The following is a 26,294-nucleotide window of genomic DNA, read 5'->3' as shown; positions in this document are numbered from 1 at the left end:
TTATCGCGATCAAATTGCTTTACGTGTTCTACAAAGCAATGAAAAGACGCTACTCATAATCGCGTCATTAGGGAACAACTCACCCAAAGCACCTAAGAACGGAATACAGACTTCCCCATGTTTGAGAGGGGATTTGAGCGCAAGGTAGTGCCTGCTTAGGAGAGAGTGGATATTGAATAACTATTCTTTCGTACTTTGCACAGAGAACTTAAATAATGAATCTCGACTACTTTATCGCCTTCGGCACCTTACTCATGTTAGAACTCATTCTGGGTGTCGATAACATCGTTTTTATTACCATCATGACTGAGCGTCTTCCTGCTCATTTGCGCCAACGCGTGCGTAATCTCGGTATCGGTTTAGCAGTGTTAAACCGCATTGCGCTGGTATTTTCGGTATCTTGGTTGCTGTCTTGGAAAGAACCGTTTGTCGAATACCAAGGGGTATCACTCTCTTGTAATGATCTTATCTTTATTGTCGGTGGCGCATTCTTGCTGTTTAAAGGCATCAAAGAGCTTTGGGCGTGGGTCGTGCCTATTGAAACGCCACCACATCAATTCTTTGCTGGGCAAGTTGGCACGGTCATATTGCAGATTATTGCGGTGGACGCGGTGTTTTCTCTCGATTCGTTGATTATTGCGGCAAGCCTAACGCAGGACATCACTATTCTTGCTGGTGTGATCATCTCTTCAAGCGTGATTCTGATGTTGATGGCGAATAAAGTACAGGCCGTGATTACTCGCCATCCTGGATTGAAAGTGCTCGCGCTGCTGTTCCTGATTGTATTAGGTGCGCTGCTGATTGTTGAAGGGTTGGGGCTGAACATCGATAAGCACTACGTTTACAGTGCGCTCGCGTTTGGTTTGCTGCTTGAGCTATGCCATATCTTAATCAGCCGCCAACCTTCTTCTCGACGTGTGGCAGGACAATATTTCTAAACTTTAATGTGAAGCTAACCACTATGGGTTAGCTTCACTTTTTACGCTTTGCAATTCTTTAATCATGGTGTCCAAGTTGCTGTCAAAGAACAATGGACCTGCAAGTTTCAATGCAATTGGCGACGACGTATTTTGTGTCGCTTGCAAATACAACTCTTTCGCCCCACTTGTGTGACCGCGAGCTTCTTCCGCTTTCGCCATCAGTAGATACGTCAGTGACGTTTGTTGGTTGTAAGGAATCGACAACAAAATCTGCGACGCTTTTTCTGGGTTGTCCTCTGACAATGCCAAGATAGCATTGGCTTCACATACCCTCGGGTTATTCCCTTTCTTTAAGATGGACGATAATGAGGAAGAATACTCCTTGTTTAACTCATCTATTAATTGCTGTTTATTTTCTTCATCTTTTGTAAATGCAGTCAGAACCTCACCAATATAACTAACGGCGATTGTGTATGCGTTATCAGGGGCGAGCGTCTTTGCGGCTCTAAAGTGCGCCATTGCAGTTTCAAATCCGGAGTGGTTATACAGCGATCCCGTTCCAGACATCAGAGCCTTGATCGCTTCGGGATCATTGGGGAAGATAGACACATTATGTTCCAACTCTTCTTCTGGCACTTCAATGTACATCGCACGCAGCATGTCTTCGATCATTGAAGGAAAGGTATGATGAAAACGTGAAAAGTTGGTGGAATAGCGGCGATTTAGGTGCGTTTGACCAGATACGCGGTTGTGATATTGGAGCAGCAGTCTCAACTTTTTCCCATCTCCGCTCATTGCGGTCGAGATATTGAACTCTATTGCGGCGAGTTTTCTGTGCTCTTTGGATTTGACCACGCGAATGTTGCTGTAAAACCCAATGTGTTCCATGAACTTAATGACGATGCCATACAACTCCGGCTGTGCTTTCACATCCTCGCTGACATTCAATACCGCATAACGAAATTCGTAATGGCTTAGGTGTCCGGTATGCGCATCCGGGTTCGGCTTTGGGTGGTCTGCGCTAAACAGTAAAAATGCCGCCTGAATAAGAACAATCAAAGAAAGTGCACCAATTAAGATGGGTTGTTTGCTCTTTTTAGGGCGGGATTCAACGGCCTCCACTGCGGGTTTCGAGGTTTCAGTTTGTGACTCTTCCTCTTCAATTACCTGATCTTCAGGTTTCTGTATCGCGATTTTTTCCAATTTTACTTCGCCATCAAATCGGTAGCCACGCTTTGGTACGGTGACGATGTAGCTGCATTCCTGTTGGCTGTGTTTTTTCAGTACTTTTCTGAGTTCAAATACCGCTTGGGTGACCACTTGATCGGTCAATACACTGCCGCCCCACACTTGTTCGATAAGTTCATCACGCGTGTGAGTCAGTCCTGGGTTCAGACACAAGAACTCAAGCAACTTTGAGAGACGGTTATCAATCGTAATGCATGAGTCAGCAAACTGTATTTGCCCCTCATTGGGCACAAAACGCCACTCATCTACGATAAAACTGATGTTTTTGTCAGGCATTCACGCTCGCTCTTCTATTTTTTATTCATCTCATTGAGTAAATGTAGTCTCAATTGAATGATTTTGCTGACAATTTAAAGCGCGAGTAACGTGATTTTCTACACATTTCGTTATCGGAACGCCAATTTTCTCTCCCTACCTTTAATGCCTTCCTTTTTACCTAGGAAATCAACACTGAATGGAAGAAAAGTTCCAATTAATTTGTTTGTTTTATCCTCTGTTTTGATGTTTAAGTTTATGTATTTATTGGTTTTATATTTTGTTTATATGCCAGTGATGAAGTTTTATGAACTGCTGAGTTTTACGTTATGTCACAGCGGCGAAAACACAGGATGATGCATCCCACACCGCAAGTGAGGGGCGAGCTTCTTAAAAGAGAAAAGGCGCAACGTTCCCTGAAGTCACTTGCAATAAGGAAATAAAAAATCGATGCATGAGCATCACGTACTGAAGGATTAGGGAATGTTAGTCAACCTTTTATATTGAGAGTTATTAAGAAATGAAACTGAACAAATTTATTCTTCCAATCGCTGCTATCTTCTTTGCTACACAAGCTGCTGCTAACCCATACATTGGTGCTAGCTACCTATATTCTGAATACCAAGTAAAGAACGAGAACACAGACTTTAGTGATCAAAACAGCGGTTACAACCTTTACATCGGTTACCAGTTTAATGACCTACTATCGATTGAAGGTGGATATGCAGATTTCATCGATACGCACAAAGACTTCGAGCACATCTACTCTGATGCTTGGCTAGCAAGTGCGAAACTAACACTACCAATCACTATTTTCGACGTTTACGGTCGTGTCGGTATGGGCCACTTCCAAACTAACCTTGGTGATTCAAACGACATCTACTACGGCGTAGGTGCAGGTGTGACATTGGGCCCAGCTCGCGTTGCACTTGAGTACACCATGTACGAAGCAAAAGTTGTTGAGAACAGCTACGCGCTAAGTGCAGAGTTCCGCTTCTAAAAAAAAGCAACGACTTGTCCTAGTTGTTTTCCACTGCGCTTATGGAAGAGTGCGGTGGTTTTCTTCGTTCCATTTTTGCAAACCTGACTTACTTGTCTTTATTTCGTCGTGTTGGACTGGCATGGTGATTCGGTAACTGACATTCCAATAAAGAGAAGGACTTAACAATGGAAGTACTCAAAGGCTCATGTCTGTGTGGCAAGGTGAAACTCGAAGTCGCGGATGAATTCAAATACATGGGCAATTGTCATTGCTCTGAATGCCGCAAATTTACCGGATCCGATTACTCGTCAGCAGGTGGCGTTACACTGGATAAACTGATTGTGATTGAGGGAGCGGAACACATCCAAACCTATCAGAAGAGCGCCAATACCGAACTCTCATTCTGCCGTCACTGCGGCTCTAGCCTTTATTCGAAAAAGAACAACGGTATCGTCAATGTGCGCTTGGGTATTCTTGATGATGTGCCTTCCCATAAGCCAAGCTTCCATATTTTTGTCGCATCTAAAGCGCCTTGGAATGACATTACTGATGACCTCAAGCAATTCGAAGCCGAACCCAAGCTATAAGCCGGTTTGAGACTGAGCATCGTACCAAATCAGAACGCATTTAAAGTTGTGAGATAGAGCCACTCAAATGAGTGGCTTTTTGCTTTTGAGTGGCAGTAATATCCGACAATATACGGGTACAGTTAGATAACATCGGCAGATTTTAGGAGAACATCAGTGAGCGAAGAATACAACCAAGCCATCTCTAAGCATTACGCGGCTTATCGTCCGCCACTGCATCAAGTCATCCTACAAGCTAACTTAGGTGCGTTACCCCAGTTCCAATTGGGATTAGATATTGGCTGCGGTACGGGCGTATCAACACTGGCATTGGCTAAATACTGTCAGCAACTGCATGGTGTGGATCCAAGCACGTCAATGATTGAGCAAACCAAACCATCAGCAGGTATTGAGTATCATGTCGGCGATGGTGAGCATGTGCCGTTGCCAGACAACAGTGTGGATGTCGTGACGTTTGCAGGTTCACTTTCTTACGCAAAATCTGCGGCTTTGGTGACTGAGCTTCAACGCGTTTGCCAATCTGCAGCGCACGTTGTGGTGTACGATTTTGAAGTGTTGCTCGAAAAGCCCCTCAAGCTATTGGGCATAGAGATGGAACTGACGGAATCCAACTATGACCACGCTATCAACTTCAGTGATTGTGATGCTTTCCAAGCGACGAAGGTTTACAAAGAGACCGTAGAGTTAGAAGTCAGCGCTGAAGAGCTGGCGCGTGTGCTGTTTTCTTCTTCAAAGCGTTACAACAAGTTGGTTGAAGCATTCTCAGGAGATGACCCATTCGCAAACGCTGTTGAGGCTTTGAAGCAACTTAGCCAAAAACACGTTATTCAAGCCGATACCTATTTCGCGATGTACCAGATAAATGCGTGAAGCTCACGCCAATTAATGACTGACCAAGGCCGCTATCACAGTGGCCTTTTTGTTCCGTGAAACTGTGAAATACGCTCCGTTTTTCTTTTGTGTGTGAATTTGCGGTCAGATTTTGAGTAACTGTTTCATCTGTAAGTAAATCCAAAGGAAAGTGCGGCCAAACTCTAATTTTGAAGACAGGGGCTTATGATAGGCTCACTTCAATTATGGGGCAGAACCACCCTCAAATTAGCAAGCCTTTCTATTTGAGCATCGGGATGCTGCCTATTTCCAGATCTGCACTGTTACCTTAGGACCCCATTATGGCGAAAGCACTAAAAATCGAATCTGGTCGTTACCTGAATATGGACCAAGTTGTTACGTTCGAACTCAGCCATGATTCCATCAAAATTACGTCGACGGTCGAGTCTTTTGCTCATGTTTATATCGGCATTGATGGTAAAACAGAATACGCCGATTGCTTTGTCTCGGTACAAGACTTTCACCGAATTAAGCGTGAACTGTGTGACTACATGGGCATCGACGAGCCAACGCTATTAATTGGCTGATCACTCAAAAATGACAACAAAATTACAAGTACAGTATGCGGTGTTGCAACTTGTAGTCTAACTTTTAACAACCACTGGCTAGGGTGAGCAATAACACGGCGGCGAAGATCGTCCGTTCACCAGATACAATAAGGGACGTTATGTCTGATAAATACATCTCAATGATCCAGGACTTTTTTCATGTGTTCGAAGCACTGAACCAATACGTCTTGGATTCCTACGGTGAATTGGCAGCGTGGGAAACTCAATTGGTGAGGCTTGATATTGACCAAGGTGATAAAGAAAAGTCGTATGACGTCGCGCAAGTCGCGAGCATGCTTAACTTTTCGGAAGACGCAGTAAAATCATTCTTAGTGGTATACAGCTTCTTAAGTAATAACCTTTACGATCTCATTGGTAATCGTGAGTACGAAGATTGGGGTACGGACGGCAACAGCCTGCAAGTCGAGTATTCTGATCTGACGATCGAATCATTTGATGCAGACCAAATTGCTCCGCTGATGGAACGTCGCGTCTACTTCGAATGGACGTTTGATGCATTACAACGCACCTACGATGAAATGATGGCAATCAGCCACGGAAGAATTGCCTGACAGGTTTAATGTTTACTTAAACACCTGAGTAAACGTTAAAACAAATACAAAAGCCGCTCATTCGTAGCGGCTTTGTTTTTGGGGCTTTCAAACGTTTCTGTTTCCTCTTCTTACAACTCTTGAATTAAAATCTATCGGCTAATCACGTATTGTGATGATTAGCGATTTACTTGTTAGAAGAACAAATATGAAAAAGACAATCTCAACAATGGTTTTAGCAATGGCACTTGTCGGCTGTGATGACGCAAGCAAAGCCATTGACCAAGCGCAAGAAGCCGCAAACAAAGCGATTGATACGGTTCAAGAGCAGATGGATTCAGTAGAAGAAGCGTTTAACCTAGACCAATTTGGTGATGCTGCGGAATCTGCAGAAGAACTTGCGGCATCGGTTGAAGAAGCAATGAATGTGGATTTCAGTGACCCTGAAGCGCTTATTGAAGCGAAAGAACATATTGCCAATGCGTACGCTTGTTTGGTGGAAGCGTCTTCTGAATCGACAGTGGATAAGGTGATGGACAAAGTGATGTCATCTATCGGCAGCGAAGAAACTAAATCTCTGATTGAAGAAGGCATCGAGAAAGCACAAGCAGCAAAAGAGTGCGTGATGTAATCGCTCTCAGCGAATCAAACCGATGAAAAAGGGGATAGTGATATCCCCTTTGTTGTTTCTATCTATCGTTGTTTTTGCGTATCGTTATTTCGATGCTGTGCGAGCTCTACTCGCTTTTCAGCTCTTGCTGGAAGTAATCCATACAAAGCTGCTGAGCTTTCGGCTTAATACTGACTTGCTCGTTCTCTCGCAGCGACAAATACAGCTCTACGATCTTTTCAAATGCAGGAATCAGCGCTTCTCGCTCCGGCATGGCGACGGTTTGTTTTAACTGCGCCGCAAACGCAGGCATGCGTGATTCAATCTTTCTCACGCCAGAGGGAGTCAATCCTTGTTGTTTCAGGGCTAATGGCGATATCGCAACAGAGCGCAGGAACGATAAAAATTCCGCGGCCTCAAAGTATTCCCCACGAGCAATCTTGGTTGCGCCGTAATGAACCCAAATCCAAAAACGGTCTTCAATCCACTGTGGATCCGGTTGTGGGTAGTGAGGCTTCGCAGTTTCAAAGACTTGCGATAGCTGCCCGTCGCGTTCCCAAAGCACTTTGGTGTCATCAACACGAGTGGCTGCATCGGGCAAAGAGACAAACTTGAAATCGACATGAATCGCATCTGGCGCGTAGATTGCGATCACTAATCTTGGCTCTCCCACGTGTTCACCAGTGAAAGCCGCGACTTGACCTCCTACTTGGTCGATAAGCGCAAAGCGCTCTGCCATTACCGAGTCAAAATCTTCAGGATTGATGGCGATGACCAAATCCAAATCACTGTATTTGTCCATGGAGTCAGAGGCGTAAGAGCCACTTGCACCAATGCCAAGAATGCGTGGATCAGCAGTAAATACCGCAAGAATTTTACTTAGAAGCTGTTCATGAGTTTGAGGAAGCGTGCTTGAGAATTTCATATTTTACCTATTAATCATGGTTGATATTAGAACCATCAGCAGGATGGTTAGTGCGGTAAAATTAGCGCAGCATTACAATATGGCGTGAAGCATCTTAAGAAGCAACAAAAACCGCTCAAAATTGAACGGCTTTTGATATGGGCTGTGAATTACTTCAGCGAGTTATGGTGCATAAACTGCTCGTCAATGCCTTTTAGTTTCATTTCATCCATGATGAAGTTCACTGTGTTCAGCAAACGCTGTTCGCCTTTCGGGATAAGGTAACCAAACTGACCTTTGGTGAATGGATCTTCACAGCGAGCTGCTTCTAAACGCTCGTCCGTAACTTGATAGAACAGGCCTTCTGGCGTTTCGGTTACCATTACGTCGACTTTACCTGTTGCAACGGCTTTCGGTACGTCTAAAATCCTCTAGTTTCAATTGAAGAGATCCAATAGAATGCTGATCTTTTTTTGTACCTAGTCCAAGAGTAAGAAGTGAAGAAATTACTTATTGAATACCATCGTGTCAGTGATCCAACTCAGTTAGCGAAGACTGGTATGGCGCAGCAGAAAGCACCTAGTGAGCTAATAGAGAAGTTGTGTAGAGAGCACAATCTAGAAGTGTTCCCAACAGTATTCGATGACCGTGGTATTTCAGCATTCAAAGGAACCAAAGTTCGTAATGGATATGAAGAGTTAAAAGAACTTCTAGCATCTGGTGAAGTTCACCCAGAGAGCGTACTGGTCGTACTGAACCAAGATAGATTAAGCAGACAAGCAGTGTTCGATGCTCAAGTAGAATTGATGGGTATCTTGAAACATTGCCGTATCTACGTGATGCACGACAACCGTTTAATGGATAGAAACTCTGAGAATATTATGGGTGATCTGATCCTATCTCTAGCCAATGCACAACGTGCTTTTAGTGAGAGTGATGCTAAGAGTAAGCGTACTAAAGGAGCAGTCCTAAATAAGATTAAAGCTCACCAGAATGGTGTTCGTGGAGTAACTGGTAAGCCTATAAATTTAGGTATGGGTAAGTTGCCTTGGTGGTATTCATCAGACCCAGTAACCAAAGAGATAGAACCAATCGAAGAAGCAGTTGCAGCAGCTAGAGCAGCAGTTGAATTGTTTATTAAAGGAGAATCTGTTTATGGTGTTAAACGATATCTAGATGAGCACCATCAGCTACCAGAGAAGCTATCCAAGAAAGCAAAGAATGGATGGTCTATAGACGTAGTACGAAGAATGCATAAGTCACCAAATCTAGTTGGTGAATTCAGTATTAGTGTTGATGGTGTGGAGCATCAGGTAACTGAGTATCTAGAACCAATCATAGATAGAAAGACCTATCTCAAGTTTCTTAGTGTACGTGGTAGTAAATCAACACCACGTAGATCAAAAGATGAAGCAGTAGCTTTGTTTAGTGGTCTTGGTCATTGTCGTGGTTGTGGTGGAACACTGACTAATTTGTCAGATAAAGGACGTATTTCTTTAAGGTGTACCAATGCTCTTAATCGTCGAGTAGCTTGTCCAAGTCCAGTATCAATAACTGGTAACTGGTTTAAGGATTATATGGTCAACGTAGTACTACGGTATTTAGGAACCAAGCAGACCACTAGACCAGTGAATAGTGAAGCTGACCTCAAGTTATTGGATCAGCAGATAGCAAAATCAGAGCAGAAGCTAGAGCAGTTGCTAGAGGTATTGGTAGCTAGTCCGAGTGAGGCGTTAGGTAAATTGGTTCAAAGCCAAGAGCAACAGCTATTGCAGTTGCAGACCCATAGAGATGATCTTGAGATGAAGGTGGTAACTGAGGTATTCGACCCAATAGAGAAGATGCCAGAGAATGACCCTGAATTAAGAGATGCATTACTCCGACTCATTAAAGATATGAGAGTAAGCCGTATTGGTAGAGGTACTGTTTTAGTCAGTATCTTTACGAAGAATGACATTAACGTGAGTGTCGCCTTTAAATCTGGAGTACTACTCCGAGAAGGTTATTTATCTGGTACTAGTGATGGTGATGCTCAGTTTATTGATGATGCTCAGTTCCATAAGTTTGTAGCAGATGGAGAGCTAGACCTCTGGTTAAAGGAACCAACAGATTCACCAGTACTAAGTGCTAGTGAGCTAAGTAGTATCTTTGATTAGGAACCAACAGGTCATAAAGGTCATAAAGGTGAAGTAGAGCCTGAAGCACCCATAGCACCTATAGATACTACGAAGATTTCGTAGATACATTACCGGGTAAGAGATCGGATAAGAGAACCATCATATGCTTTGTCGTATGGTGGTTTTGTTGTTTATGAAGGTACAGATTTCAAATCAGTCCTTCAGCTTGCCGAGTATGGATTCACGGCAAATAGCGTATTGCGATTTAAGTCGTAATTTACGATTGGTTCAGAGGTCACGACGATTTTGTCGTCACCTCTAGCATTACAGATTTACTGCAACCGACTGAGGGAATAAGTTTCCCTCACTAGCTAATACAGATTTTGTGTTGGCTATGGATGCTCTTATTCCAGATCCATCAGGAGCAAATACCAACACAGAATTTGTGTTCGCTTTACGTAGTCACCATTGGCTACGAAGTCAGATGATTCTAGATTTGGATCATCAGTGATTCGTGAGGAAGACCTCACACATTAAGAGTAGTGGTATGGATTCACCAGAAGCACCACCAGCAGCTTTAAGTAATGGCAGTACACTTTATTGAGTTGGATTAAATGGAGGTGTTAGGAGTTAAAGGAAACCAGTTCAGCATAGCTATTAATTATAAACTTTCCCCCACGGCAGTTGCCGAAGGCAACCCGTAATAGCATTTCTCACCGGATGAGAATAATGGGAATTATGGAATTTAAGTAACAATTCTATCAATTGGTAAATTGGTACTTATTCAGTGAAGGTGAATGAAAGTTAGTGTTCTAGTTGTAGAAAATGTTATTTATGCACTATGGGTAAGTTACGACCATTAATAGATCATATTGGAACCAATATGGTTATTTTTTCTCAATCAGAGAGTTTGGAGCAATATGCTAACCTAACCACCTCTCAGCGAGAGAAGCACCCACTCTAACCACTACTCTCTTATTATTAATAATATATATCCCCAAAATAATGGATGAATTAGATAAAGAGAAAGCCAACGGACGGTTGGCTTGCGAGTGTGAGTAGTAAGTGGGAATGGAGTATCTCCAAACCTGAACCATAGAGACAATGCAGGATGTTTGAATTAAGAAGAATCGTACTACGTAAAGGAACTATTCATAAGAATTTAACTGAGTTAAAGCAGTGGATGAGTTTTAGCGAGGTTAAGTTTTTAGAGAGTATGATTAAGCAAGTTACTCCTTTTAGTAGTAAGCAGATTGAGATTTATAGTTCGATAGTAAACAAGTATGCAGTCCTTGAGATCAGGGAGGAAACCATTGGTAAGGAACCAATTAGATGAATGCTATTAGTGCTCTTATTAGGGCGAGTAAAGGTAGAGTTAAAAGGGAAGTAAGTGTTGATCACCTAGATGGTAGGAAACATAGATCCAAGGATAAGATTAAGAGAGATGCTATTGAATGGATCAGTAAGTACCGAGGTATGCTTTCAAGTAGAGCTATTGGTATTGGTGAAGAAGAGAAGGTAGCTATTAGGTTAGTAGTAGTGGATAGATTGGTAGATCACTATGAGCTTACTTTTGATGATGCATTGAGAGTTACTGGTCTAGTAAATGATGACTGGTTAGAGTTTAGTAAGTACTACCCACAAGGATATGCTCATTACATTAGGGAATTACTGAAGTTTCCTATTTTAGTGGAGCGAGATGAAGATCCAATAGATGACTGAGATGATGACCACCGTAATGGTGGTTTTCTTTTATCTGGAGTAAATGATATTCGTCATATATGACGAGTTGGAGCACTGGTATCTGCTATGCAGGGAACCAAGATATCAATGTTTATGAATGTGGAAGATTTACCACATTAAGAGCTAGTGGAGCTGGTGGTACTTCAAGAGAAGGAACCATAGTTGTTACTGGTGAAGCCTATAGAGAATTTCTGCGCATAATATTTTTGAACTCTAATAGAGAATCATATTATTTAGAATGAGAGCAGTACTTAGAGTGCAGAGGGTTAAATTTCGACCATAGCCCCCCTAGGTATCTACTAGGGACTCCGACCTTCACTACCTACCCACCATCTTTCTCTAGAGCTAAAGCTCACCGATGGAATCAATGACCATCGAGATCTATTCATGAAAGACTTAATCAATGAAGTATTCACTGCACTAACTCAAGCAGTGCGAGCACTACTAGGACTAGCAACAGTAGCAACCAACTTAACTCAATCAGCAGTTGAAGTAACTGAAGTAGTAAAGGATGCAGCAGAAGCCTTTAAACTTACTGAACGTACCGAGAATGCAGCAAAGCTAGCAGAGCTACGTGCTAAGTACCAAGCAGCAGAAGCAGAGCAATGATCGTCTTATTCAAAGGTAAGTACTACCTATGGGACGAACTCACCAACCTACTCAAGAGCAAGGGTATCCATTAGGGATACCTTGTTTCCTTCATACACTTAATACACTCCAAGATAGTCAGTAGAGATAGTGTGCGCACCACCAGCTTTACTATGAACCTCACCGTGTACTTAGGATTGGTTTCTATCTTAAAGGTGCATTTTAGATGTAACTTTAAAGTAAGGGTAAGGTACACTGAGTAGTTTACTTTTGCAATATCGGTAAGAGTTCATAGGTTGTAGTTACATATCTTGTAAGAGATGGATAGTTGAAGATAGCTATTCTTGTAAAATGACCATTTCCACTAGCTCAATAATCAACACATCAAAAACATCCGTTAATGATGACTAATAAATACCCACTTGAACTACTCATCAAAAACTAGGTATTGATGTTTTGATGAGCACACATATAATGATGACTCGTTTTTGATGAGTGCCATCAAATCACAATCCTAGTTGAGAATAACAATGAACCAAGCAACAACACTTCTAACTGACACTAACGCTGATACTAATAAAGGTCGTACATTTCTTTATGCTCGTGTATCTACTACTGAGCAAACCACTGAGAACCAAGTGCTAGCAGTTCGTAATAGAGGATATGATATCCGTGATGACCGTGTTATCTCGGAAACTGTATCTGGTAGTGTTGAAGCTATGAAACGTAAAGAGTTCAAGAATATGATTGAGAACAAAATGGAAGATGGCGACACACTAGTAGTGCTCAAACTAGATCGTCTAGGTCGTGACAACATTGACGTACAAACCACCATTAACTTGCTACAGAGCAAAGGTATTAAAGTGGTATGCCTAGATTTACCACACCCAGATCTTAGTAGTACTGAAGGTAAACTAATGATGCAAATGTTCGCTGCATTCGCTGAGTTTGAGCGTAACCGTATTAGAGAACGTACTAAAGATGGTCTAGAGAGAGCAAAGTCTCAAGGTCGTGTTGGTGGTCGTCCTAAAGCAACTAGTAAAGAACAAGTCCTAGCTCTTAAAGAAGATGGTAAGACTCAGAAGCAAGTAGCAGAGATCCTAGGTATTGGTATTGCTACAGTGCAACGTAACTGGAAGTAAGAACCAACAGCAGATACAAAGAAGCCCACAACTAGTGGGCTTTGTCATTTCTATATCTACCTAAAGAGGGCGCTTGAACCTTATGATGCTAACGCAGACCCAAAGTTATTTGGTTCATCTGCAAGAGAAGTCTTCTCTTTTAGCTTGGCTTGGTACTTCAACTGGAATGCTTGAGCTTGCCTGAAGTCCTCTTTAAATTGCCATAGCTGAACCATAGACATATCTTTCAGAGCATCCACAACATCCAGACATTCACCTCTAGCACTAGCTTGTGCTTGTTCACCTCTAGGCATCAAATGAGTAGTAACCGGATGATGCATAAAGTAACCATCAATACTGTACTTAGTACAGTTAATCACAATATGAGAATGCTCTTGTGTGTAGTCCACACCTAGACCATCAGCTTGCTTAATGTAGTGATCCTCAAAGAGTTCATAGTCTCTGATCCAAGGTACATAGAATGGATGACCAGTGTAATTAGGATCATCAGGGTTCAAGCTAGTAGCTTTGGTCTGGTTGTATCTTTTACGAATGTAATAGTTGTATGGTCTATCCACCTTACCAAGTTCATCCTTTGATGCTTCATAAGCTTGTACTACTGCTAGAGCAACTGGTGTAACGCTACCGCTAGAACCAATAGATTCACTGGTATCTACGACATTATTGTCCGTATTAACTGGAGCATTAATCTCTGGAGTAACTGGAGCAGTAACTTGAGTATCACCTTGAACATTTGGTTCATCTGCATAAGCAGATAGTGGTGGTACTTCGACAACTTGTAGCGGTAGATCTGGAATATTCTTAAAGAAGTCTTCAGGTAGTGAAGTATCCATTACTTCAATTGGAGCAACTGGTGCAACTGGTGCAACGGGTACAACTGGAGCAGTATTAGTTGTAGCAGTCGGAGTGTTATCAAATACACTAAAACTAGCTTTGTATTCTTGAGTTTCAATCATAGTGTTTCCACCTTAAATAATACCCACCTTCGAAGAAGTTCGAGAACGTGAGTGGTGGAAGAACTCACAATCACGGTGGTAATTAGTCACCGCTATCTCGAACTCTTCACGTAAGATATACACATAATTTGGTGTGTAAATACACCATTGAATAGGTTTAGTTATGATTCTATCGGAATCTATATCCTATGGTTTTTACGTGCTACTAAGTAAATACTTAATATAGCTATTTGATTGTTAAGGTATTTGGTTCCCTAAGTTAAGAGAGTTATTAGCTATCCCTAATGAATACTTACTATATGACGCTCAAAGCCTAACTTTTTTGGGAATCTTAAGAATATCACTTATGAATGGTAGGAATATCTTAATGGTGTAAAACCAGTAAATACTACCGCTCCACCAGCTCACCAGAGCTATTCTAGAATCCATCTATCCATTGGTATAACTGACGTTACAACACTTAATCTAGCCTACGTAGAAGCAGCAGAAACGCTATGCTCAGAACCAAGATATTAATGAGCTAATAGAGTATGAGTACCTTCAGTATTACCACCAGTATTTCAGTCGCCATAACTAGAAGAACTCTAACGAGGAACCAAGTTGATTATCTTGATGAAGGAATAAGATCACCAGTGAGCTGATCTAGAAGTGCATTATTTACTGGTAAGGAACTAACGTTCCTTTGAAACCTAATCCACTATCCAGAGAGAACTGGAAATCCAGAATAGATAAGCTAGTTCGTGCATTCTGCACGTATAGAGGTGGAAGAAGTACTCACTAGTAAGAACAAGAGTATGCAGAGTAAACCAGAGCTACGAGAGCACCATAAGCTCTATTTGGTTCGAATCTTATTCTTACTAGTGAGCCTAAACTTGAATTGTAGTTATAGGATTTTAAGTACGTCTAAGTTGTTTTCGAAACGAGTAAAGCTGGCCTTTTGTAAATTAGCATCGGCGAAGGCTTCGTTTGTACCGCCAATATTCACGCCCACACGCACTGAGGCCTGATTTACTTTGTCTATTGTGTTGTATTGCTCGGCTTTCCCTTTAGCTACCAAGAAGCACTTACCAAACGTCATGTAACCTTGGGTTTGTTCTGCATTCAGTTGGCGTTGCATTTTGCGGGTAATACCGCCCATGGCGATGTCGTACTTATCTTGGTTCAGGTCAGTCAGAAGATCTTTCCAACTTGTGCGAACGATTTCTAGCTCTACGCCGAGCTGTTTCGCGACGTGTTTCGCGACATCAATATCGTAACCAGAGTAGGTCTTGCCATCATAGTAAGAAAACGGTTTGTAATCGCCCGTGGTTCCGACACGTAATGTGCCTGATTTTTGGATATCTTCCAGCTTATCGGCTTGGGCGACACCGGAAAGCGCCATTGCTACGGAAGCAAGTAAAAGTGTTGTTTTTTTCATTGTCGTTGTTTGATGTGTTGTGTTTGTTTGAACACTCAAAGTAACAGGAAGTATCAGAAAAAGAGATCAAACCAATAAGAAAAAACACGATATTGAAGAAAAAAATAGCGACATTGAATGTGATTGCATTTGCTAATTTATACGTATGAAAAGCAAACTTTTTCTTATGAATGGCAGAGCGTTATGAATCGAGTTCACCCTAAAAAGTTACTTCGCAGCAAATGGACTGCGACCGAGCCTGTAAACAAAGAGAAGCACTTCATCATTTCAGAAATGGAGTTTGATGAAGAAGGCAACGTCGTGAGATGCGTGATTGAAGCGGTTATGACCAAGCGAGAACGCGAGCTAGATTGGCATGATTTGAAAGACACGCAACAATGGCGACAAGGATGGAAATAACCATGGTGTGATGACCAAAAACGAGATGGAGTTAGAAAAGTCACCAAAATCAATAGGCTCGTAGCAGAGACTTTGCTATTAATTGATGAGTGATTTTATTTACATTCTAAGGTAACGCCATGATCGATTTCGAAAACTCATCGATATTCAAACTTAAGCCAATTGAAATCTCAAAGGTGCGCGACGATTTCCACAAATTCTTAATTGACGGAGAGAGCATTTTCGCTGGCTTCAAAACGGTGCGTGACCAAGTGGTGTTCACCAACAAGCGCGTTATCGCAGCTAACGTGCAAGGAATTACAGGGTCAAAAGTGGACTACACTTCTCTGCCATACAGTAAGATTAATGCATTCTCGATTGAGACCTCAGGCACGCTAGATCTGGATTGTGAGATTGAATTGTTCCTCAGTGAAGTAGGGCGAGTGCGCTTTGAAATCAGAGGCTCTTTTGATCTAGTCTCGTTCAACAAGATGATCAGCGAACGCGTACTGGCTTAAATATCAGCCCAGAAACGAAAAGGGACGCCAAAGACAAGGAGTCAACATGGCCAAACAAATGGTATCGAAAGAGAAGCACAGCAAACCGAGCTCAACATTTTTGGCCATATTAGGGTTCACGGCAGGCGTGCTCTTTTATTTGATGATTCGTTAATCTGAGCTTCGATACTTAACGCTTCAGAATTCAATCACCACCTTCAAAGGGAGCCCTCACGGCTTCCTTTTTCATTCCCTTCATTTGGTTTAGACCTATACAGAGATATATCGTCGCTTAAGATCACTTAACGATATGAGTGTGCTTGCGTAATGATTTGTCGCACGATATTTTCCCCTTCTGTTAGGTAAAATTAGCATTTCCATCGTTTAGGGATGTTTGCTATTACCGAGCTATGTGACGTTTGAATAGCGATATGAGGTGAGTTATCGATACCCAAATTTATGATGTATTCTGCTCTGAGGATGCGCAAGGTAATCCTTGTGGCGTAGTGTTTTTGTCTGAGTGGTTGAGTGACTCAGAGATGTTGGAGATAACTCAAAGTATCGCCCAACCTATCACTTCATTCCTTTGCTGTGTGAATGGGCGTTGGTGGATTCGTTGGTTTTCTTTGGCCAGTGAAATCAACTTGTGTGGTCATGGCAGTATGGGAGCTGGCGCGGCGTTAATTGCTCATCTAAACCAACGCTCTGTTAAGTTGCACAGCAATTATGGGGATATCACCATTGCTAAGCATGGTACTCAGTACCAAATGGCTTTGCCTGCATGGGACGCAAGTCCTGTTCCTGCTAGTTTAGATTTACAGTTATTAAACTTAGAGCAATCTGGTGTGCAAGTGTTAGATGTTATCACTACCCGAGATCTTGTGGTGGTGTTAGCGTCTGAGCAGCAAGTGAAACAGTACCAACCGGATTTTGAGCGCCTATACCAAATCCGAGGCTTTCATGCTGTGATGGTCACCGCTCAAAGTGGGCCTAACGATTATGTTTTGCGTTACTTTGCGCCAAAAATCGGCATCAATGAGGACATCGCAACAGGGTCAGCACAATGCTCACTCGCTCCCTATTGGTTTAAGAAGTTGGATGTGGATAACCTCAATGCGAGTCAACTCTCCTCAAAAGGCGGCTTCTTCCAAGTCGCGAAACTCAGCTCTGACACGTTAGTGATATCTGCATCAGCGCGATCAAGAGAGCAGTAAGGCTAACTAGGTACAGCAAGAAGAACCACAAAAGCGCGATGATCTTATTGTCGCCAAATGACAAGACAAGGCGCTTTCTTTTCTTTACCTTCCAACCAAACTCAATGTGGTAAGGAGATAGGTGATGGTGGGTTCATTCAAGGGCGTTCCGTTAGTCAGGGCGACATGTACCCATGGCCTAGGTGAGCTTTTCAAAGAGCTTGATATTGATACTCATCAATTGATTCAAGTAACCGGAGCCCCAGATGACGTTCAAAAAAGAGAGTTCGAGTTCCTACCTGAAACGACATTAAAAAATCTCATTTTGACATTTGGAGAGTCTTGCACGACAGAAGATTTTATCCTTACGATTTGGACTAAGTGCCGAGAGCTCTATATACCAAAGGTATTGGAGAACTTACATCTCGTACCAAGCATGACAGTGGCTGACGCCATTGAGGCCTTCTGTCGATTCATCCGACAATACTCCAACAATGCTCAATTCTGTCTTGAGAGATACCATCATCATACTTGGTTTGCGCGGTATAAAGAGGGGGAAAATGAGCCTTGGTACAAGTATGCGGAGGTGTTCAGTATCATCTTTATGGATGAATTAGTCGCCGCACTTGCAAACTCTCGTCAAAAAACCATGAATGTGAGTTTGAAAAGTACTGAGATGGAGCCGTTTTTCACCTGTCCGCAACTCCTGCATATTCAGTTTTATACCAATCGTGCCGCAACCGGTATTCAGCTTGATGATGCGAACCTGAACAAAGCGATTTTTATGCCCAAAAGACAACGACAGGAGAGGGTAGTTACGCTTTGTGAGGTCCCGGCGTCTTTTCTTTCCTCGTTTCGATCTGCAATTCAGCCTTATATCTCTTGTGGCCGACTTTCTATTCTCGATGCGGAACGTATTCTGGGGATTCCGAAACGGACCCTACAACGACGCTTGCACAAGGAAGGAGTGACCTATAGTCAGATTGTTGAAGAGCTGCTATTGGAGAGAAGTCTGCAATTATTGAGAAACTCTCGCCTGTCTATTACGGCTATCGCATCTTCTTTGGGTTATGCCGATACAGCGAACTTTACTCGATTTATTCGTCGAAGAGTGGGCATGACCCCTTCAGCTTATCGAAAGCTTAACTCTTCGGCGTCAGACATAGTCATCATTTGAGGTGCTGCGTTTCATCACTGCCACAACTTGTTCCATTTGATGGCACAGGATGACAATTTATATTTCTCTCAATCAATAAGATTAAGGGCATCGAAACTAAAGAGAGAGAAACGAATATGTCCCATAGATTCAATGAGTACCGTTCACCGCTTACCCAATCCTTCGAGCACGCTGTCGAGTACTTAGAGTCATTAAATGAACGACCTGTCGACAAATGTGTGACATCCCAGGAACTAAGAAATGCGATTGGTGGCGCGCTGCCAACTACGCCAACAGAGCCATCTACAGTGATTGATGAGATGGTTAAGAACGTCGATGCCGGTCTGATTGCAACAGGTGGTCCTCGTTTCTTTGGTTATGCAATTGGTAGTTCTTTCCCTGCATCATTAGCAGCAGATTGGCTAGTAAGCGCGTGGGACCAAAACGTACCGTATTACGTTGCTAGCCCTGCGTTATCAGTGGTTGAAGAGACGGCTGCTGAATGGATGACTCAACTACTCGGTTTAGCGCCTAACTCTGGCATTGGCTTTACCTCTGGCGCGCAAGAAGCAATTTACACCAGCCTTATCACTGCTCGTAATGCGCTATTGCAACGTGCAGGTTGGGATGTAGCTGTCCAAGGTATGTATGGTGCGCCGCGCATTAATGTGGTTGTAAGTGACCAAATTCACTCAACGATTAAGCGTGCTCTTTCAATGATCGGTATTGGTTTGGAAAACATTGTTAAGGTGCCGACAGACAACAACTTACGCATTATTCCAGACAACTTAATGGAAACGATCACCGCGCTTGAAGGACCAACTTTAGTTTGTGCGCAAGCGGGCTGTATCGACTCTGGCGCTTTCGATCCTTTCCACGCGCTTGCTGACGCTGTCGCTGCGCATGGTAATGCATGGCTACACGTTGATGGTGCGATTGGTTTGTGGGCGGCTGCAAGTGCAACACATCGTTACCTTCTTGATGGTATTGAAAGAGTCGATTCCATCGATACGGATGGTCATAAGTGGTTCAACATGCCTTATGACTCGGGCATGGTCATTGTGAAGGATGCAGGTTTGCTGGCTCAAGCGATGGGAGGCAGCAATATGGGGGATTACCTGAACGATGCGATGGATAAACCAGATCGCAATGCCATTAATTTTGGCATTGGAGCTTCGCGTCGTGCACGTGGTGTACCTGTCTACGCTGCGTTTAAATCGCTTGGCAAACAGGGTATTGAAGAGCATGTTGATCGTTGTACTTCGCTTGCTCAACATATGGCAGAGCGGCTTTCAACGGTAGATGGCATTACTATTTTGAATGATGTTGTGTCCAACCGTTTCTCCGCACAGTTTGGTGAAGGGGATGAGTCGTATCGTAACGAACTGACAGCACGAGTAGTCCATAGACTGCAGCAAGAAGGAACGCTTTACCCTTCAACTTCGGGTTACAAAGGGCTGAAAACCATGTTGTTCTCAGTACTAAGTTGTCACACTTCTCTTGAAGATATCGACCTATCCGCAGAGAAAATCGTGAAAGCATATGTGCAAGAGAAGCAACGCATGGAGGCTGAGTAACGTCTTCGAACGCGAAAATTGAATATAAGCCCAGTTTGATACTGGGTTTTTTTTATGTCTGCTCAATGTACTTAGGCATACAATGACAATTAATTCTGTATGGGTTTACTTATTCTGTTTGAGTCACTTATCTCATTAAATAAGGATTCAGATATGAAATCAAAACTACTCACTCTTCTCTTTGGATTAGCTATTCTCAATGGATGTTCTAGCGCCACGCCTGTCGACAGTCACCTTATTAGTGCCTCAGGAGTTGATACGGCTTTCTTAGTCAGCAAAAAAGCCCGCTTGGTCGGACAGATTGAATACTCAAAAGCCGACACAAAAAGTGGTACTGCCCTTAATCAAACTCAAACCAATATCAAAGTGTTTAAAGATAAAGAAAATAACTTGACCCTCGCTCAGGTGACGAGCTGCAACAATTGCAATTATCATCTAAAACGCAGACAGAAAGGTGTTTCTTTTCCTGTTGATGGTGAAAACCAACACACTTACATCGGTAGAAGGAAGTTAGAAGACTTGTACTTGGATCCTCCAGTTTATGTGGACAAGATTCGGTCTTTTATCACGGCTAATCCATCGTTAGAAGAGCATAAAGAAGCTTGCCTTGACGTACTGACTGTCTATTCAAAAACCAGTCGTATTGAGGTTGGAACCATCACCAGTTGTGCAATGCCGCTAATAAATAGTCGTTCAATAAAAAATGTGCAGATGGTGCCCTTAAGCTAGCGTTTCTGCGAGGAGGGTATCAGTGCAATCGCATAATCCCTGAAATCACACCAAAAAGAAAAAATACAGAAAGCAGACGAACGCCAGTAGCGTTGCTGAAAGCACTGGGTAGATGATGTAAGAATCGTGGTTGCTGGTGCGCTGGTAGCAAAAAGAGACCAGTAAGATGTTATAGAGCACGAGCAACAAGCTAATCATGGTGCCGCTGTTGAGATTGAGGCTTGATAACTGAGTGAGAAAAAACGCCAGCAATAGGTAGTCGAAAATGATCAGCCAGAGAAAGGCTTTTTTAAGCGAGTCATTTTTTGATTTATTGGGCGCGGGTACGGGCATATCGAACTCAACTAAACAAATTTCAGCAATATTATCGTTGGGAATAAAAGGTCACGCAGAGGGTAGAAACTGGTGACCTTTTAGGGGGTTAGAGGTCTTGAATCTGAGCTTTTTGGTCGCTCGGTTCGACCGAGTAACGAATCACTTCTTGCCTAACGACGGGCTGATTAAATTCCGCTTGTTGCTTGGCTTTTTGTAACTCACTGCCTTCTTGATTGCCAAAGAAGGTTTCCAAAACTTGCGCCGCTGGCGTAGTCAGAATAAACAACTCGATTCGACGGTTTTCGCTAGAGTCAGGCTCTTCAGGGTTCAGTAGCGCCCGATCCGACATCCCCGTCACTTGCATAACGCGATCATCTGGCATGCCGCCTTCCACCAAGGTATTTCTTGCCACATCAGCACGAGAGGCGGACAACGCCCAGTTCGATTGTCGACCAAAACGCTTCTTGAATGGCGTCGAGTCAGTATGGCCACTGATGATCAATGGATTGCTGATGCGTTCAAATACGGGAGCAAGCGCAAGTAATAAGTCTTCAAAGAAAGGGGTCAACTCAGCGCCGCCACGGCTGAACATGTGTTGCTTGTAGTCATCTTGCAAAACAATGCGCAGACCTTGCGGTGTGATGGTGACATTAACGTTACCTTGCGCGCTGATTTGCCCGACGACTTCATCAATCACTTTAGCCAGCAGAGCAAGTTGCTCTTGGGTGTCGAAATTGCCCGGGATAAGTGAGTCAATCTCTGGACCATCGCCGTCACCTTGGAAGAACGAGCTGACGACATGGTTGGAGTTGTGTTTACTTGGCACAGAAGAGTCCTGTGCCAAGTCGATAGGAGAGATACTTTGTGAGGTATCGAAAGGGTTGCCGTAGCTTTTATCAAAAACGCTCGAACTATGAAGGTGCGCCACAATGGCTTTGCGCTCTTCCTTGTCGACCACTTGCATGACCCAAAGGACAAGAAACAGCGCCATTAACGCGATCATGAAGTCGGCAAATGCGACCTTCCACGCGCCACCATGAAACTCGTCATGGTTATGTGCTTTTGCGCGTTTGAACACCACATGCTCTTGTTTTTGCATTATCCCTCCTGTTCAGCGAGCCACTTCTCCATTTGGTTGAAAGTTGGTTTGATGTCTAACTGAATGTGTTTACGGCCAGCGTCGATAGCGAGCAAGGTTGGCTTTTTCGCAACGTAAGCAACCAAAGTGGCGCGTACACACTCGAAAGCCGTCATGTTTCGTCTAACTCGTTGAGCCATGGCGTTACTGAGTGGATCTAAACAACAGTAACAACCGAAAATACCAATGAATGTACCAACAAGGGCAGCGGCAACGTGGTAACCAATTAACGCAATTGAGCCATCAATGGCTTGCATGGTGATGATGATGCCACCGACTGCCGCAAGAATACCGAACCCTGGAAGAGCCTCTGCCGTGCGCTGCATGGAGCGTGAAGGCAAAAGCATCTCGGTTTGAATCGCTTCGATTTCTTGTTCTAACAGTCCCTCTAATTCATGAGGCGACATTTGTCCCATTGCCATTAAACGTAAATTGTCGGTAATGAAAGAAATAAGACGGTGATCGTTACTGACTTGTGGGTAAGCAAGGAAAATAGAGCTCTGCTCTGGTGATTCAATGTGAGAATCAAGAAACTTAAAGCCACGGCTGCGTGCTGTTTCAAGCAAGTTGTTCAGCAGTGCCATCAGCTCCATGTAGTACTCATACTCTTCACGTGGGCCAGAGATGGTCGCACGCACTTGTTGGCGCATTTCTTTTAGCACTTGTGGCGGGTTACCGATGATCAGTGAGCCTGCGGCCGCACCAATGATGATCAAAAACTCGGCTGGCTGCCAAATTGCACCGAGGTTACCGCCTGCCCACATGTATCCGCCGAAGACACACATCAGTACGGTAATGGCTCCAAAAAACTTTTGCATCTTGTGACTCCTAAGAGGACATTAATTGGTTGAGTTGTTTAAGCGCTTGTTTGTGCAACTGACAGATGCGAGGTGGTGTCAGGTCGAGCACGAGCGCGATTTCATGGAGGTTGAGTTCGTGTTGATAGAACAAGGTGAGCAAGAGCTGATCGCGCTTCGACATTTTGCCAAGTGCGGTGTCTAAACTACGACGAATGTGTTCATGCTCCATGCCGTCGTATTGGCCGCCGAAGTGACTGTCTCCACCTGTTTCCATCAGTTGATCAAGGCTTTGCATTTCGCCCGCCAGCGCTGCATTTTGACGGTTGTAGAAGTCTTGTTCGTCAGTGCCAAGCGCTTTAATGATTTCAGCATCGCTCGGCATTCTGCCCAGTGTACGAGTGAGATCTCGGGTTACGTCGTTCAACTCATGCGCTTGTTGGCGGGTTTTACGAGAACGCCAATCCAAACGGCGAAGCTCGTCCAAAATCGCGCCACGAACACGACAAACAGCAAAAGCGGGGAAGTGTGGGTCATCCACATCCCCATAGCGACGCCCGGCTTCGACAAGCGCTATCAAACCAATTTGCTGCATGTCTTCAATACTGCAATGAGAGGTCGCGTGAACGCGCAGCTGGTTGACCACGCGTTTAACCATGACTTGATGACGTTGCAACAAGGCGTTTTCATCAATCGGGCGAGACGGAGTATTCACTTCCTCCGCCACGGTATAACTTTCCTGTAAGTTCATCTCCAACATAGCTGTGCTCCGTTATTGCACAACGTATTTGGTCAGCAGAACATCATCGATATCGCGAACGATGTCGGTTTTTGCAAAGGCCAGCAGTAGAGTTTCTTTCACTTCGCTTTGCAGAATATCGATAGCACCCGTTTGCTGTAGCTCATCAAAGGTTTTGTCACTGAACAGTTTTAGCAGCGAGTTTTGCACCATTGGCATGTAAGCATCGATGTTCTTCATGCGTTCTGGACGGCGTGTTTCTACGGCAAGCTCAAGCATTACAAAGTGCGTCTGCTTTTTGCCTTTGATGGTCAGAACTACTTTGTCTAATGGATGAAAGCTTGGGCCTTTCGTCGTCGGTTGCTCAGCAGTTAAGAAAGCCAGCGGAGAATCTTCTAAGAAAGTGCTCACGCTCGATTCAGATGAAGAAGACTCCGAACTTTTGTTGAGGTACCAAATACCGCCTACCACAGTGGCAGCGGAAACGAGGGCACTGGTGATGATCATGGCGATAAACAGGGCGATCATTTGTTGTTTGGTCATAACCTTTTTCCTCGATGATTAATTAGGCTTGGGTGTTCAGCCAATGCTCTGAATAGTTTGTTGTTGTATGTGTTTGAAATGCGTTGGTTTCACGCGCAGCGAAGATGTTTGCCTCTTCTTGAGCGCCATCATGTGCTTGTCTTTCTTGACCTTGGTCCGAACCTACGTTGACATCTACATGCACAAAGTTTTGCTCTTGAAGCTCGGTGCGAAGGCGCTCAGACACTTGCATCAAGGCTTCACGAGTTGCGGCAGTATTGGCGTTGATTTGCACGCTCAGGCGGTCACCTTCCACGCGTACCAGCAAATCCAACTTGCCCAGCTCTGGTGGGTCGAGACGGATTTTGGCTTCTTGTAGGTTTTGCTGAGCCTGCAAAGTCACGCGGTCTTGCAGCACTTGCATCATCTGCTCGCCCCATTTACCAGAACTGGTATCCACACGGACGGCCGCCCACTCCGCGCCTTGAGCTTGAGTCGCTGTCAGTGGTGAGGTTGGGTTCGAATGCGGCACTGTCCCTGTTGTTGTTTGCACTTGTGAGCTGGCCACTAGCACTTGCCCTTGAGCGGGTTGATTAAGCAGAGTTTGCAAGTCCGAAGCCGACACCTTTAGTGCGCTTGTTGAGCTGGTTTGAGGGGCGTTTGGGCTCTGTTGCACTGTGGCGTTAAGCATTGGGTTTGCTTGGCTTCCGACATTTGTATTTTGAGACGCCTGGCCTGCCGATACTTGCGCAAGTTGGTTGGTTTCGCCTTGCTTAAGCGCGGTTTTGCTCATTCCTTGGATGAGGGCTTGCGCTTGAGTGGCGAGATCCGTGGTAGCAGGAACCGCACTCAGTAATGCCTCATCTGAGCTGATTTCAGCATTGAGTTCCGGTGTGTCAGCTTCTAGTTGGGTAGCTTGCGTCGGTAAGGCTTGCGCATTTAAACGAAACCCTGCCACCACAAGAGGTGCGTTGGTTTGGCCCTGTTGATTTACCGAGGTTGCATCGGTTTGCGAAAAGCCTTGTTCTGAACGCGCTTGTGAGATTTTGCCCGACGATGACGACTGAGAAGGCGCATTTGCAGGCACTGAATTGGTTACCATCATTGCGTTAGCTCCATCGTCATCGCGAGCTGATAAGCCATGGCACGTTCTTGTTGATCGTTCACCATATTCATCTCTTGTTTTAGCTCGCTGGTGGCTTTTTCCAATGCCGTGAACGCGCACGCATGTACGGCTTTTGCTCGCTGAATTTCCGGTGCGAGTTTCGGATCTTTCAAAAATGGCTTATGGCTGATCAGCAGTTCACGCAACTGTAAGTCGTAGCGTTTAAGCGCTTGCCAATCGGCCGTTTTAGTCGCGATTTGGATCAGTTTTGACAAGTGGCGAAATCGCTCTGGCGACACTTTATGCTTGCTGTCCAAAATTCATCCATCCTTCTCGTACGTTACCCATCACGCGCTCTACGTTGTCTAAACGTGCTGCGTCGTTCTGTGTGCTGGCGTAATACAACTCGATTTGGCAGAAGTCATAGAGTTGGCGTAAGTTTTCCGCGATTTCGCCGCCGTTTTCGTCATCTAACGCACTGCTTAAGCCGATAAGGATGTTCATGCACTTGTTAATGCTGACGCCTTTTGCTTCTAGGCGGCTCGCGGCAAGGTGGCCACGAATACGCTCAATTTCATCGAGTAACCCATCGATCAGCATGACGACGAGTTGGTGTGGGTTGGCTGATGCTGCTTGAGCATCAAGATCGACCTGTTGGTATGAGTCGTAGCCGGAATCCATTAGCATGA

General features: G+C 44.0%; 28 protein-coding genes and 2 pseudogenes. 17 read left to right on the top strand and 13 right to left on the bottom strand.

Annotation, left to right across the window (positions count from 1 at the left end):
* The first annotated feature begins 215 nt into the window (after positions 1–215).
* Positions 216–938, top strand: a complete 723-nt coding sequence (locus ATB78_RS18055) for a TerC family protein (RefSeq protein ID WP_009705022.1) — start codon at positions 216–218, stop codon at positions 936–938.
* A gap of 21 nt (positions 939–959) precedes the next feature.
* Here ATB78_RS18055 and ATB78_RS18050 read toward each other — a convergent pair whose 3' ends face one another.
* Positions 960–2,444 carry a winged helix-turn-helix domain-containing protein gene (locus ATB78_RS18050; RefSeq protein WP_061009661.1) on the bottom strand — a complete coding sequence of 495 codons (1,485 nt, stop codon included), beginning with the start codon at positions 2,442–2,444 and terminating at the stop codon, positions 960–962.
* A 499-nt stretch (positions 2,445–2,943) separates the two neighbouring features.
* On the opposite strand from ATB78_RS18050, the gene ATB78_RS18045 reads away from it, so the two are divergent.
* From ATB78_RS18045 to ATB78_RS18020, 6 genes are all read left to right on the top strand, one after another.
* On the top strand, positions 2,944–3,423 hold the full coding sequence (locus tag ATB78_RS18045; protein ID WP_038868315.1) for a porin: 480 nt from the start codon (positions 2,944–2,946) through the stop codon (positions 3,421–3,423).
* A gap of 167 nt (positions 3,424–3,590) precedes the next feature.
* Positions 3,591–3,992: a GFA family protein gene (locus tag ATB78_RS18040; protein ID WP_061009659.1), complete on the top strand. Its 402-nt coding sequence runs from the start codon at positions 3,591–3,593 to the stop codon at positions 3,990–3,992.
* Positions 3,993–4,148: 156 nt separating this feature from the next.
* Entirely contained in the window at positions 4,149–4,862 is a 714-nt protein-coding gene (locus ATB78_RS18035; RefSeq protein ID WP_061009657.1) for a class I SAM-dependent methyltransferase, read from the top strand.
* Positions 4,863–5,164: 302 nt separating this feature from the next.
* Positions 5,165–5,410 carry a hypothetical protein gene (locus tag ATB78_RS18030; RefSeq protein ID WP_061009654.1) on the top strand — a complete coding sequence of 82 codons (246 nt, stop codon included), beginning with the start codon at positions 5,165–5,167 and terminating at the stop codon, positions 5,408–5,410.
* A 140-nt stretch (positions 5,411–5,550) separates the two neighbouring features.
* Positions 5,551–6,003: a hypothetical protein gene (locus ATB78_RS18025; RefSeq protein WP_009705016.1), complete on the top strand. Its 453-nt coding sequence runs from the start codon at positions 5,551–5,553 to the stop codon at positions 6,001–6,003.
* Between the two features lie 187 nt (positions 6,004–6,190).
* Positions 6,191–6,613, top strand: a complete 423-nt coding sequence (locus ATB78_RS18020) for a hypothetical protein (protein ID WP_009705015.1) — start codon at positions 6,191–6,193, stop codon at positions 6,611–6,613.
* Between the two features lie 106 nt (positions 6,614–6,719).
* Here ATB78_RS18020 and ATB78_RS18015 read toward each other — a convergent pair whose 3' ends face one another.
* Positions 6,720–7,517 carry an aminoglycoside 6-adenylyltransferase gene (locus tag ATB78_RS18015; RefSeq protein ID WP_061009652.1) on the bottom strand — a complete coding sequence of 266 codons (798 nt, stop codon included), beginning with the start codon at positions 7,515–7,517 and terminating at the stop codon, positions 6,720–6,722.
* Between the two features lie 149 nt (positions 7,518–7,666).
* A pseudogene (locus ATB78_RS18010) lies at positions 7,667–7,921 on the bottom strand (transporter substrate-binding domain-containing protein); the annotation flags it as partial.
* A gap of 72 nt (positions 7,922–7,993) precedes the next feature.
* On the opposite strand from ATB78_RS18010, the gene ATB78_RS18005 reads away from it, so the two are divergent.
* The 4 genes from ATB78_RS18005 (at position 7,994) to ATB78_RS17985 (ending at position 13,086) form a co-directional block, all read left to right on the top strand.
* Complete coding sequence (locus ATB78_RS18005; RefSeq protein ID WP_061009648.1) at positions 7,994–9,652, top strand: recombinase family protein; 1,659 nt, start codon at positions 7,994–7,996, stop codon at positions 9,650–9,652.
* 1,293 nt (positions 9,653–10,945) lie between these two features.
* The gene (locus tag ATB78_RS17995; protein WP_061009644.1) at positions 10,946–11,335 is read left to right on the top strand and encodes a hypothetical protein; all 390 of its coding nucleotides are present in this window, start codon (positions 10,946–10,948) and stop codon (positions 11,333–11,335) included.
* 408 nt (positions 11,336–11,743) lie between these two features.
* On the top strand, positions 11,744–11,965 hold the full coding sequence (locus ATB78_RS17990) for a hypothetical protein (RefSeq protein WP_061009642.1): 222 nt from the start codon (positions 11,744–11,746) through the stop codon (positions 11,963–11,965).
* A gap of 509 nt (positions 11,966–12,474) precedes the next feature.
* Positions 12,475–13,086, top strand: a complete 612-nt coding sequence (locus tag ATB78_RS17985) for a recombinase family protein (protein ID WP_061009640.1) — start codon at positions 12,475–12,477, stop codon at positions 13,084–13,086.
* Between the two features lie 80 nt (positions 13,087–13,166).
* On the opposite strand, the gene ATB78_RS17980 is transcribed toward ATB78_RS17985, so the two are convergent.
* Together ATB78_RS17980 and ATB78_RS17975 are read right to left on the bottom strand one after the other, a co-directional pair.
* A complete protein-coding gene (locus tag ATB78_RS17980) occupies positions 13,167–14,042 on the bottom strand; it encodes a hypothetical protein (RefSeq protein WP_061009637.1) in 876 nt (291 codons plus the stop codon).
* 898 nt (positions 14,043–14,940) lie between these two features.
* Positions 14,941–15,459 (bottom strand): annotated as a pseudogene (locus ATB78_RS17975) (transporter substrate-binding domain-containing protein); the annotation flags it as partial.
* 183 nt (positions 15,460–15,642) lie between these two features.
* Here ATB78_RS17975 and ATB78_RS17970 point away from each other — a divergent pair.
* The 6 genes from ATB78_RS17970 (at position 15,643) to ATB78_RS17945 (ending at position 20,989) form a co-directional block, all read left to right on the top strand.
* Positions 15,643–15,858 (top strand): TIGR02450 family Trp-rich protein, encoded by a 216-nt coding sequence (locus ATB78_RS17970; RefSeq protein ID WP_005435943.1) that lies wholly within the window; start codon positions 15,643–15,645, stop codon positions 15,856–15,858.
* Positions 15,859–15,977: 119 nt separating this feature from the next.
* On the top strand, positions 15,978–16,355 hold the full coding sequence (locus tag ATB78_RS17965) for a PH domain-containing protein (protein WP_005435945.1): 378 nt from the start codon (positions 15,978–15,980) through the stop codon (positions 16,353–16,355).
* 434 nt (positions 16,356–16,789) lie between these two features.
* Complete coding sequence (locus ATB78_RS17960; RefSeq protein ID WP_081096622.1) at positions 16,790–17,548, top strand: PhzF family phenazine biosynthesis protein; 759 nt, start codon at positions 16,790–16,792, stop codon at positions 17,546–17,548.
* A 124-nt stretch (positions 17,549–17,672) separates the two neighbouring features.
* The gene (locus tag ATB78_RS17955; protein ID WP_061009633.1) at positions 17,673–18,704 is read left to right on the top strand and encodes an AraC family transcriptional regulator; all 1,032 of its coding nucleotides are present in this window, start codon (positions 17,673–17,675) and stop codon (positions 18,702–18,704) included.
* 116 nt (positions 18,705–18,820) lie between these two features.
* The gene (locus ATB78_RS17950) at positions 18,821–20,260 is read left to right on the top strand and encodes an aminotransferase class V-fold PLP-dependent enzyme (RefSeq protein ID WP_041054047.1); all 1,440 of its coding nucleotides are present in this window, start codon (positions 18,821–18,823) and stop codon (positions 20,258–20,260) included.
* A 153-nt stretch (positions 20,261–20,413) separates the two neighbouring features.
* On the top strand, positions 20,414–20,989 hold the full coding sequence (locus tag ATB78_RS17945; protein ID WP_061009631.1) for a hypothetical protein: 576 nt from the start codon (positions 20,414–20,416) through the stop codon (positions 20,987–20,989).
* Between the two features lie 45 nt (positions 20,990–21,034).
* Here the strand turns inward: ATB78_RS17945 and ATB78_RS17940 are convergent, their stop codons facing one another.
* From ATB78_RS17940 to fliS, 8 genes are all read right to left on the bottom strand, one after another.
* On the bottom strand, positions 21,035–21,322 hold the full coding sequence (locus ATB78_RS17940; RefSeq protein WP_005435947.1) for a hypothetical protein: 288 nt from the start codon (positions 21,320–21,322) through the stop codon (positions 21,035–21,037).
* Positions 21,323–21,410: 88 nt separating this feature from the next.
* Entirely contained in the window at positions 21,411–22,403 is a 993-nt protein-coding gene (locus tag ATB78_RS17935) for a flagellar motor protein MotB (protein WP_061009629.1), read from the bottom strand.
* Positions 22,403–23,260 carry a flagellar motor stator protein MotA gene (gene motA, locus ATB78_RS17930; protein ID WP_005435952.1) on the bottom strand — a complete coding sequence of 286 codons (858 nt, stop codon included), beginning with the start codon at positions 23,258–23,260 and terminating at the stop codon, positions 22,403–22,405. Before motA ends, ATB78_RS17935 begins: the two co-directional genes overlap by 1 nt.
* A 10-nt stretch (positions 23,261–23,270) precedes the next feature.
* Complete coding sequence (locus ATB78_RS17925) at positions 23,271–23,999, bottom strand: FliA/WhiG family RNA polymerase sigma factor (protein ID WP_061009627.1); 729 nt, start codon at positions 23,997–23,999, stop codon at positions 23,271–23,273.
* A 12-nt stretch (positions 24,000–24,011) separates the two neighbouring features.
* The gene (locus ATB78_RS17920) at positions 24,012–24,521 is read right to left on the bottom strand and encodes a flagellar basal body-associated FliL family protein (protein WP_039840025.1); all 510 of its coding nucleotides are present in this window, start codon (positions 24,519–24,521) and stop codon (positions 24,012–24,014) included.
* Between the two features lie 22 nt (positions 24,522–24,543).
* Positions 24,544–25,605: a flagellar hook-length control protein FliK gene (locus tag ATB78_RS17915; protein WP_061009624.1), complete on the bottom strand. Its 1,062-nt coding sequence runs from the start codon at positions 25,603–25,605 to the stop codon at positions 24,544–24,546.
* A complete protein-coding gene (locus ATB78_RS17910) occupies positions 25,602–25,922 on the bottom strand; it encodes a hypothetical protein (protein ID WP_009705006.1) in 321 nt (106 codons plus the stop codon). The genes ATB78_RS17915 and ATB78_RS17910 overlap by 4 nt, the downstream gene beginning before the upstream one ends.
* The gene (fliS, locus tag ATB78_RS17905; RefSeq protein WP_009705005.1) at positions 25,906–26,292 is read right to left on the bottom strand and encodes a flagellar export chaperone FliS; all 387 of its coding nucleotides are present in this window, start codon (positions 26,290–26,292) and stop codon (positions 25,906–25,908) included. The genes ATB78_RS17910 and fliS overlap by 17 nt, the downstream gene beginning before the upstream one ends.
* Positions 26,293–26,294: the final 2 nt, after the last annotated feature.

Source organism: Vibrio sp. CUB2, from assembly GCF_001557945.1.
In the GTDB taxonomy this organism is placed as follows: Bacteria; Pseudomonadota; Gammaproteobacteria; order Enterobacterales; family Vibrionaceae; genus Vibrio; species Vibrio owensii.
The sequence above is the reverse complement of the archived record's forward strand: the minus strand, read 5'-3'. Positions and strand labels throughout refer to the sequence as shown.

Coding starts and splice junctions, on each gene's coding strand:
- ATB78_RS18055 (WP_009705022.1), top strand. CDS start 216: ATGAATCTCGACTACTTTATCGCCTTCGGCACCTTACTCATGTTAGAA.
- ATB78_RS18050 (WP_061009661.1), bottom strand. CDS start 2,444: ATGCCTGACAAAAACATCAGTTTTATCGTAGATGAGTGGCGTTTTGTG.
- ATB78_RS18045 (WP_038868315.1), top strand. CDS start 2,944: ATGAAACTGAACAAATTTATTCTTCCAATCGCTGCTATCTTCTTTGCT.
- ATB78_RS18040 (WP_061009659.1), top strand. CDS start 3,591: ATGGAAGTACTCAAAGGCTCATGTCTGTGTGGCAAGGTGAAACTCGAA.
- ATB78_RS18030 (WP_061009654.1), top strand. CDS start 5,165: ATGGCGAAAGCACTAAAAATCGAATCTGGTCGTTACCTGAATATGGAC.
- ATB78_RS18025 (WP_009705016.1), top strand. CDS start 5,551: ATGTCTGATAAATACATCTCAATGATCCAGGACTTTTTTCATGTGTTC.
- ATB78_RS18020 (WP_009705015.1), top strand. CDS start 6,191: ATGAAAAAGACAATCTCAACAATGGTTTTAGCAATGGCACTTGTCGGC.
- ATB78_RS18015 (WP_061009652.1), bottom strand. CDS start 7,517: ATGAAATTCTCAAGCACGCTTCCTCAAACTCATGAACAGCTTCTAAGT.
- ATB78_RS17995 (WP_061009644.1), top strand. CDS start 10,946: ATGAATGCTATTAGTGCTCTTATTAGGGCGAGTAAAGGTAGAGTTAAA.
- ATB78_RS17990 (WP_061009642.1), top strand. CDS start 11,744: ATGAAAGACTTAATCAATGAAGTATTCACTGCACTAACTCAAGCAGTG.
- ATB78_RS17985 (WP_061009640.1), top strand. CDS start 12,475: ATGAACCAAGCAACAACACTTCTAACTGACACTAACGCTGATACTAAT.
- ATB78_RS17980 (WP_061009637.1), bottom strand. CDS start 14,042: ATGATTGAAACTCAAGAATACAAAGCTAGTTTTAGTGTATTTGATAAC.
- ATB78_RS17970 (WP_005435943.1), top strand. CDS start 15,643: ATGAATCGAGTTCACCCTAAAAAGTTACTTCGCAGCAAATGGACTGCG.
- ATB78_RS17965 (WP_005435945.1), top strand. CDS start 15,978: ATGATCGATTTCGAAAACTCATCGATATTCAAACTTAAGCCAATTGAA.
- ATB78_RS17955 (WP_061009633.1), top strand. CDS start 17,673: ATGGTGGGTTCATTCAAGGGCGTTCCGTTAGTCAGGGCGACATGTACC.
- ATB78_RS17950 (WP_041054047.1), top strand. CDS start 18,821: ATGTCCCATAGATTCAATGAGTACCGTTCACCGCTTACCCAATCCTTC.
- ATB78_RS17945 (WP_061009631.1), top strand. CDS start 20,414: ATGAAATCAAAACTACTCACTCTTCTCTTTGGATTAGCTATTCTCAAT.
- ATB78_RS17940 (WP_005435947.1), bottom strand. CDS start 21,322: ATGCCCGTACCCGCGCCCAATAAATCAAAAAATGACTCGCTTAAAAAA.
- ATB78_RS17935 (WP_061009629.1), bottom strand. CDS start 22,403: ATGCAAAAACAAGAGCATGTGGTGTTCAAACGCGCAAAAGCACATAAC.
- motA (WP_005435952.1), bottom strand. CDS start 23,260: ATGCAAAAGTTTTTTGGAGCCATTACCGTACTGATGTGTGTCTTCGGC.
- ATB78_RS17925 (WP_061009627.1), bottom strand. CDS start 23,999: ATGTTGGAGATGAACTTACAGGAAAGTTATACCGTGGCGGAGGAAGTG.
- ATB78_RS17920 (WP_039840025.1), bottom strand. CDS start 24,521: ATGACCAAACAACAAATGATCGCCCTGTTTATCGCCATGATCATCACC.
- ATB78_RS17915 (WP_061009624.1), bottom strand. CDS start 25,605: ATGATGGTAACCAATTCAGTGCCTGCAAATGCGCCTTCTCAGTCGTCA.
- fliS (WP_009705005.1), bottom strand. CDS start 26,292: ATGCTAATGGATTCCGGCTACGACTCATACCAACAGGTCGATCTTGAT.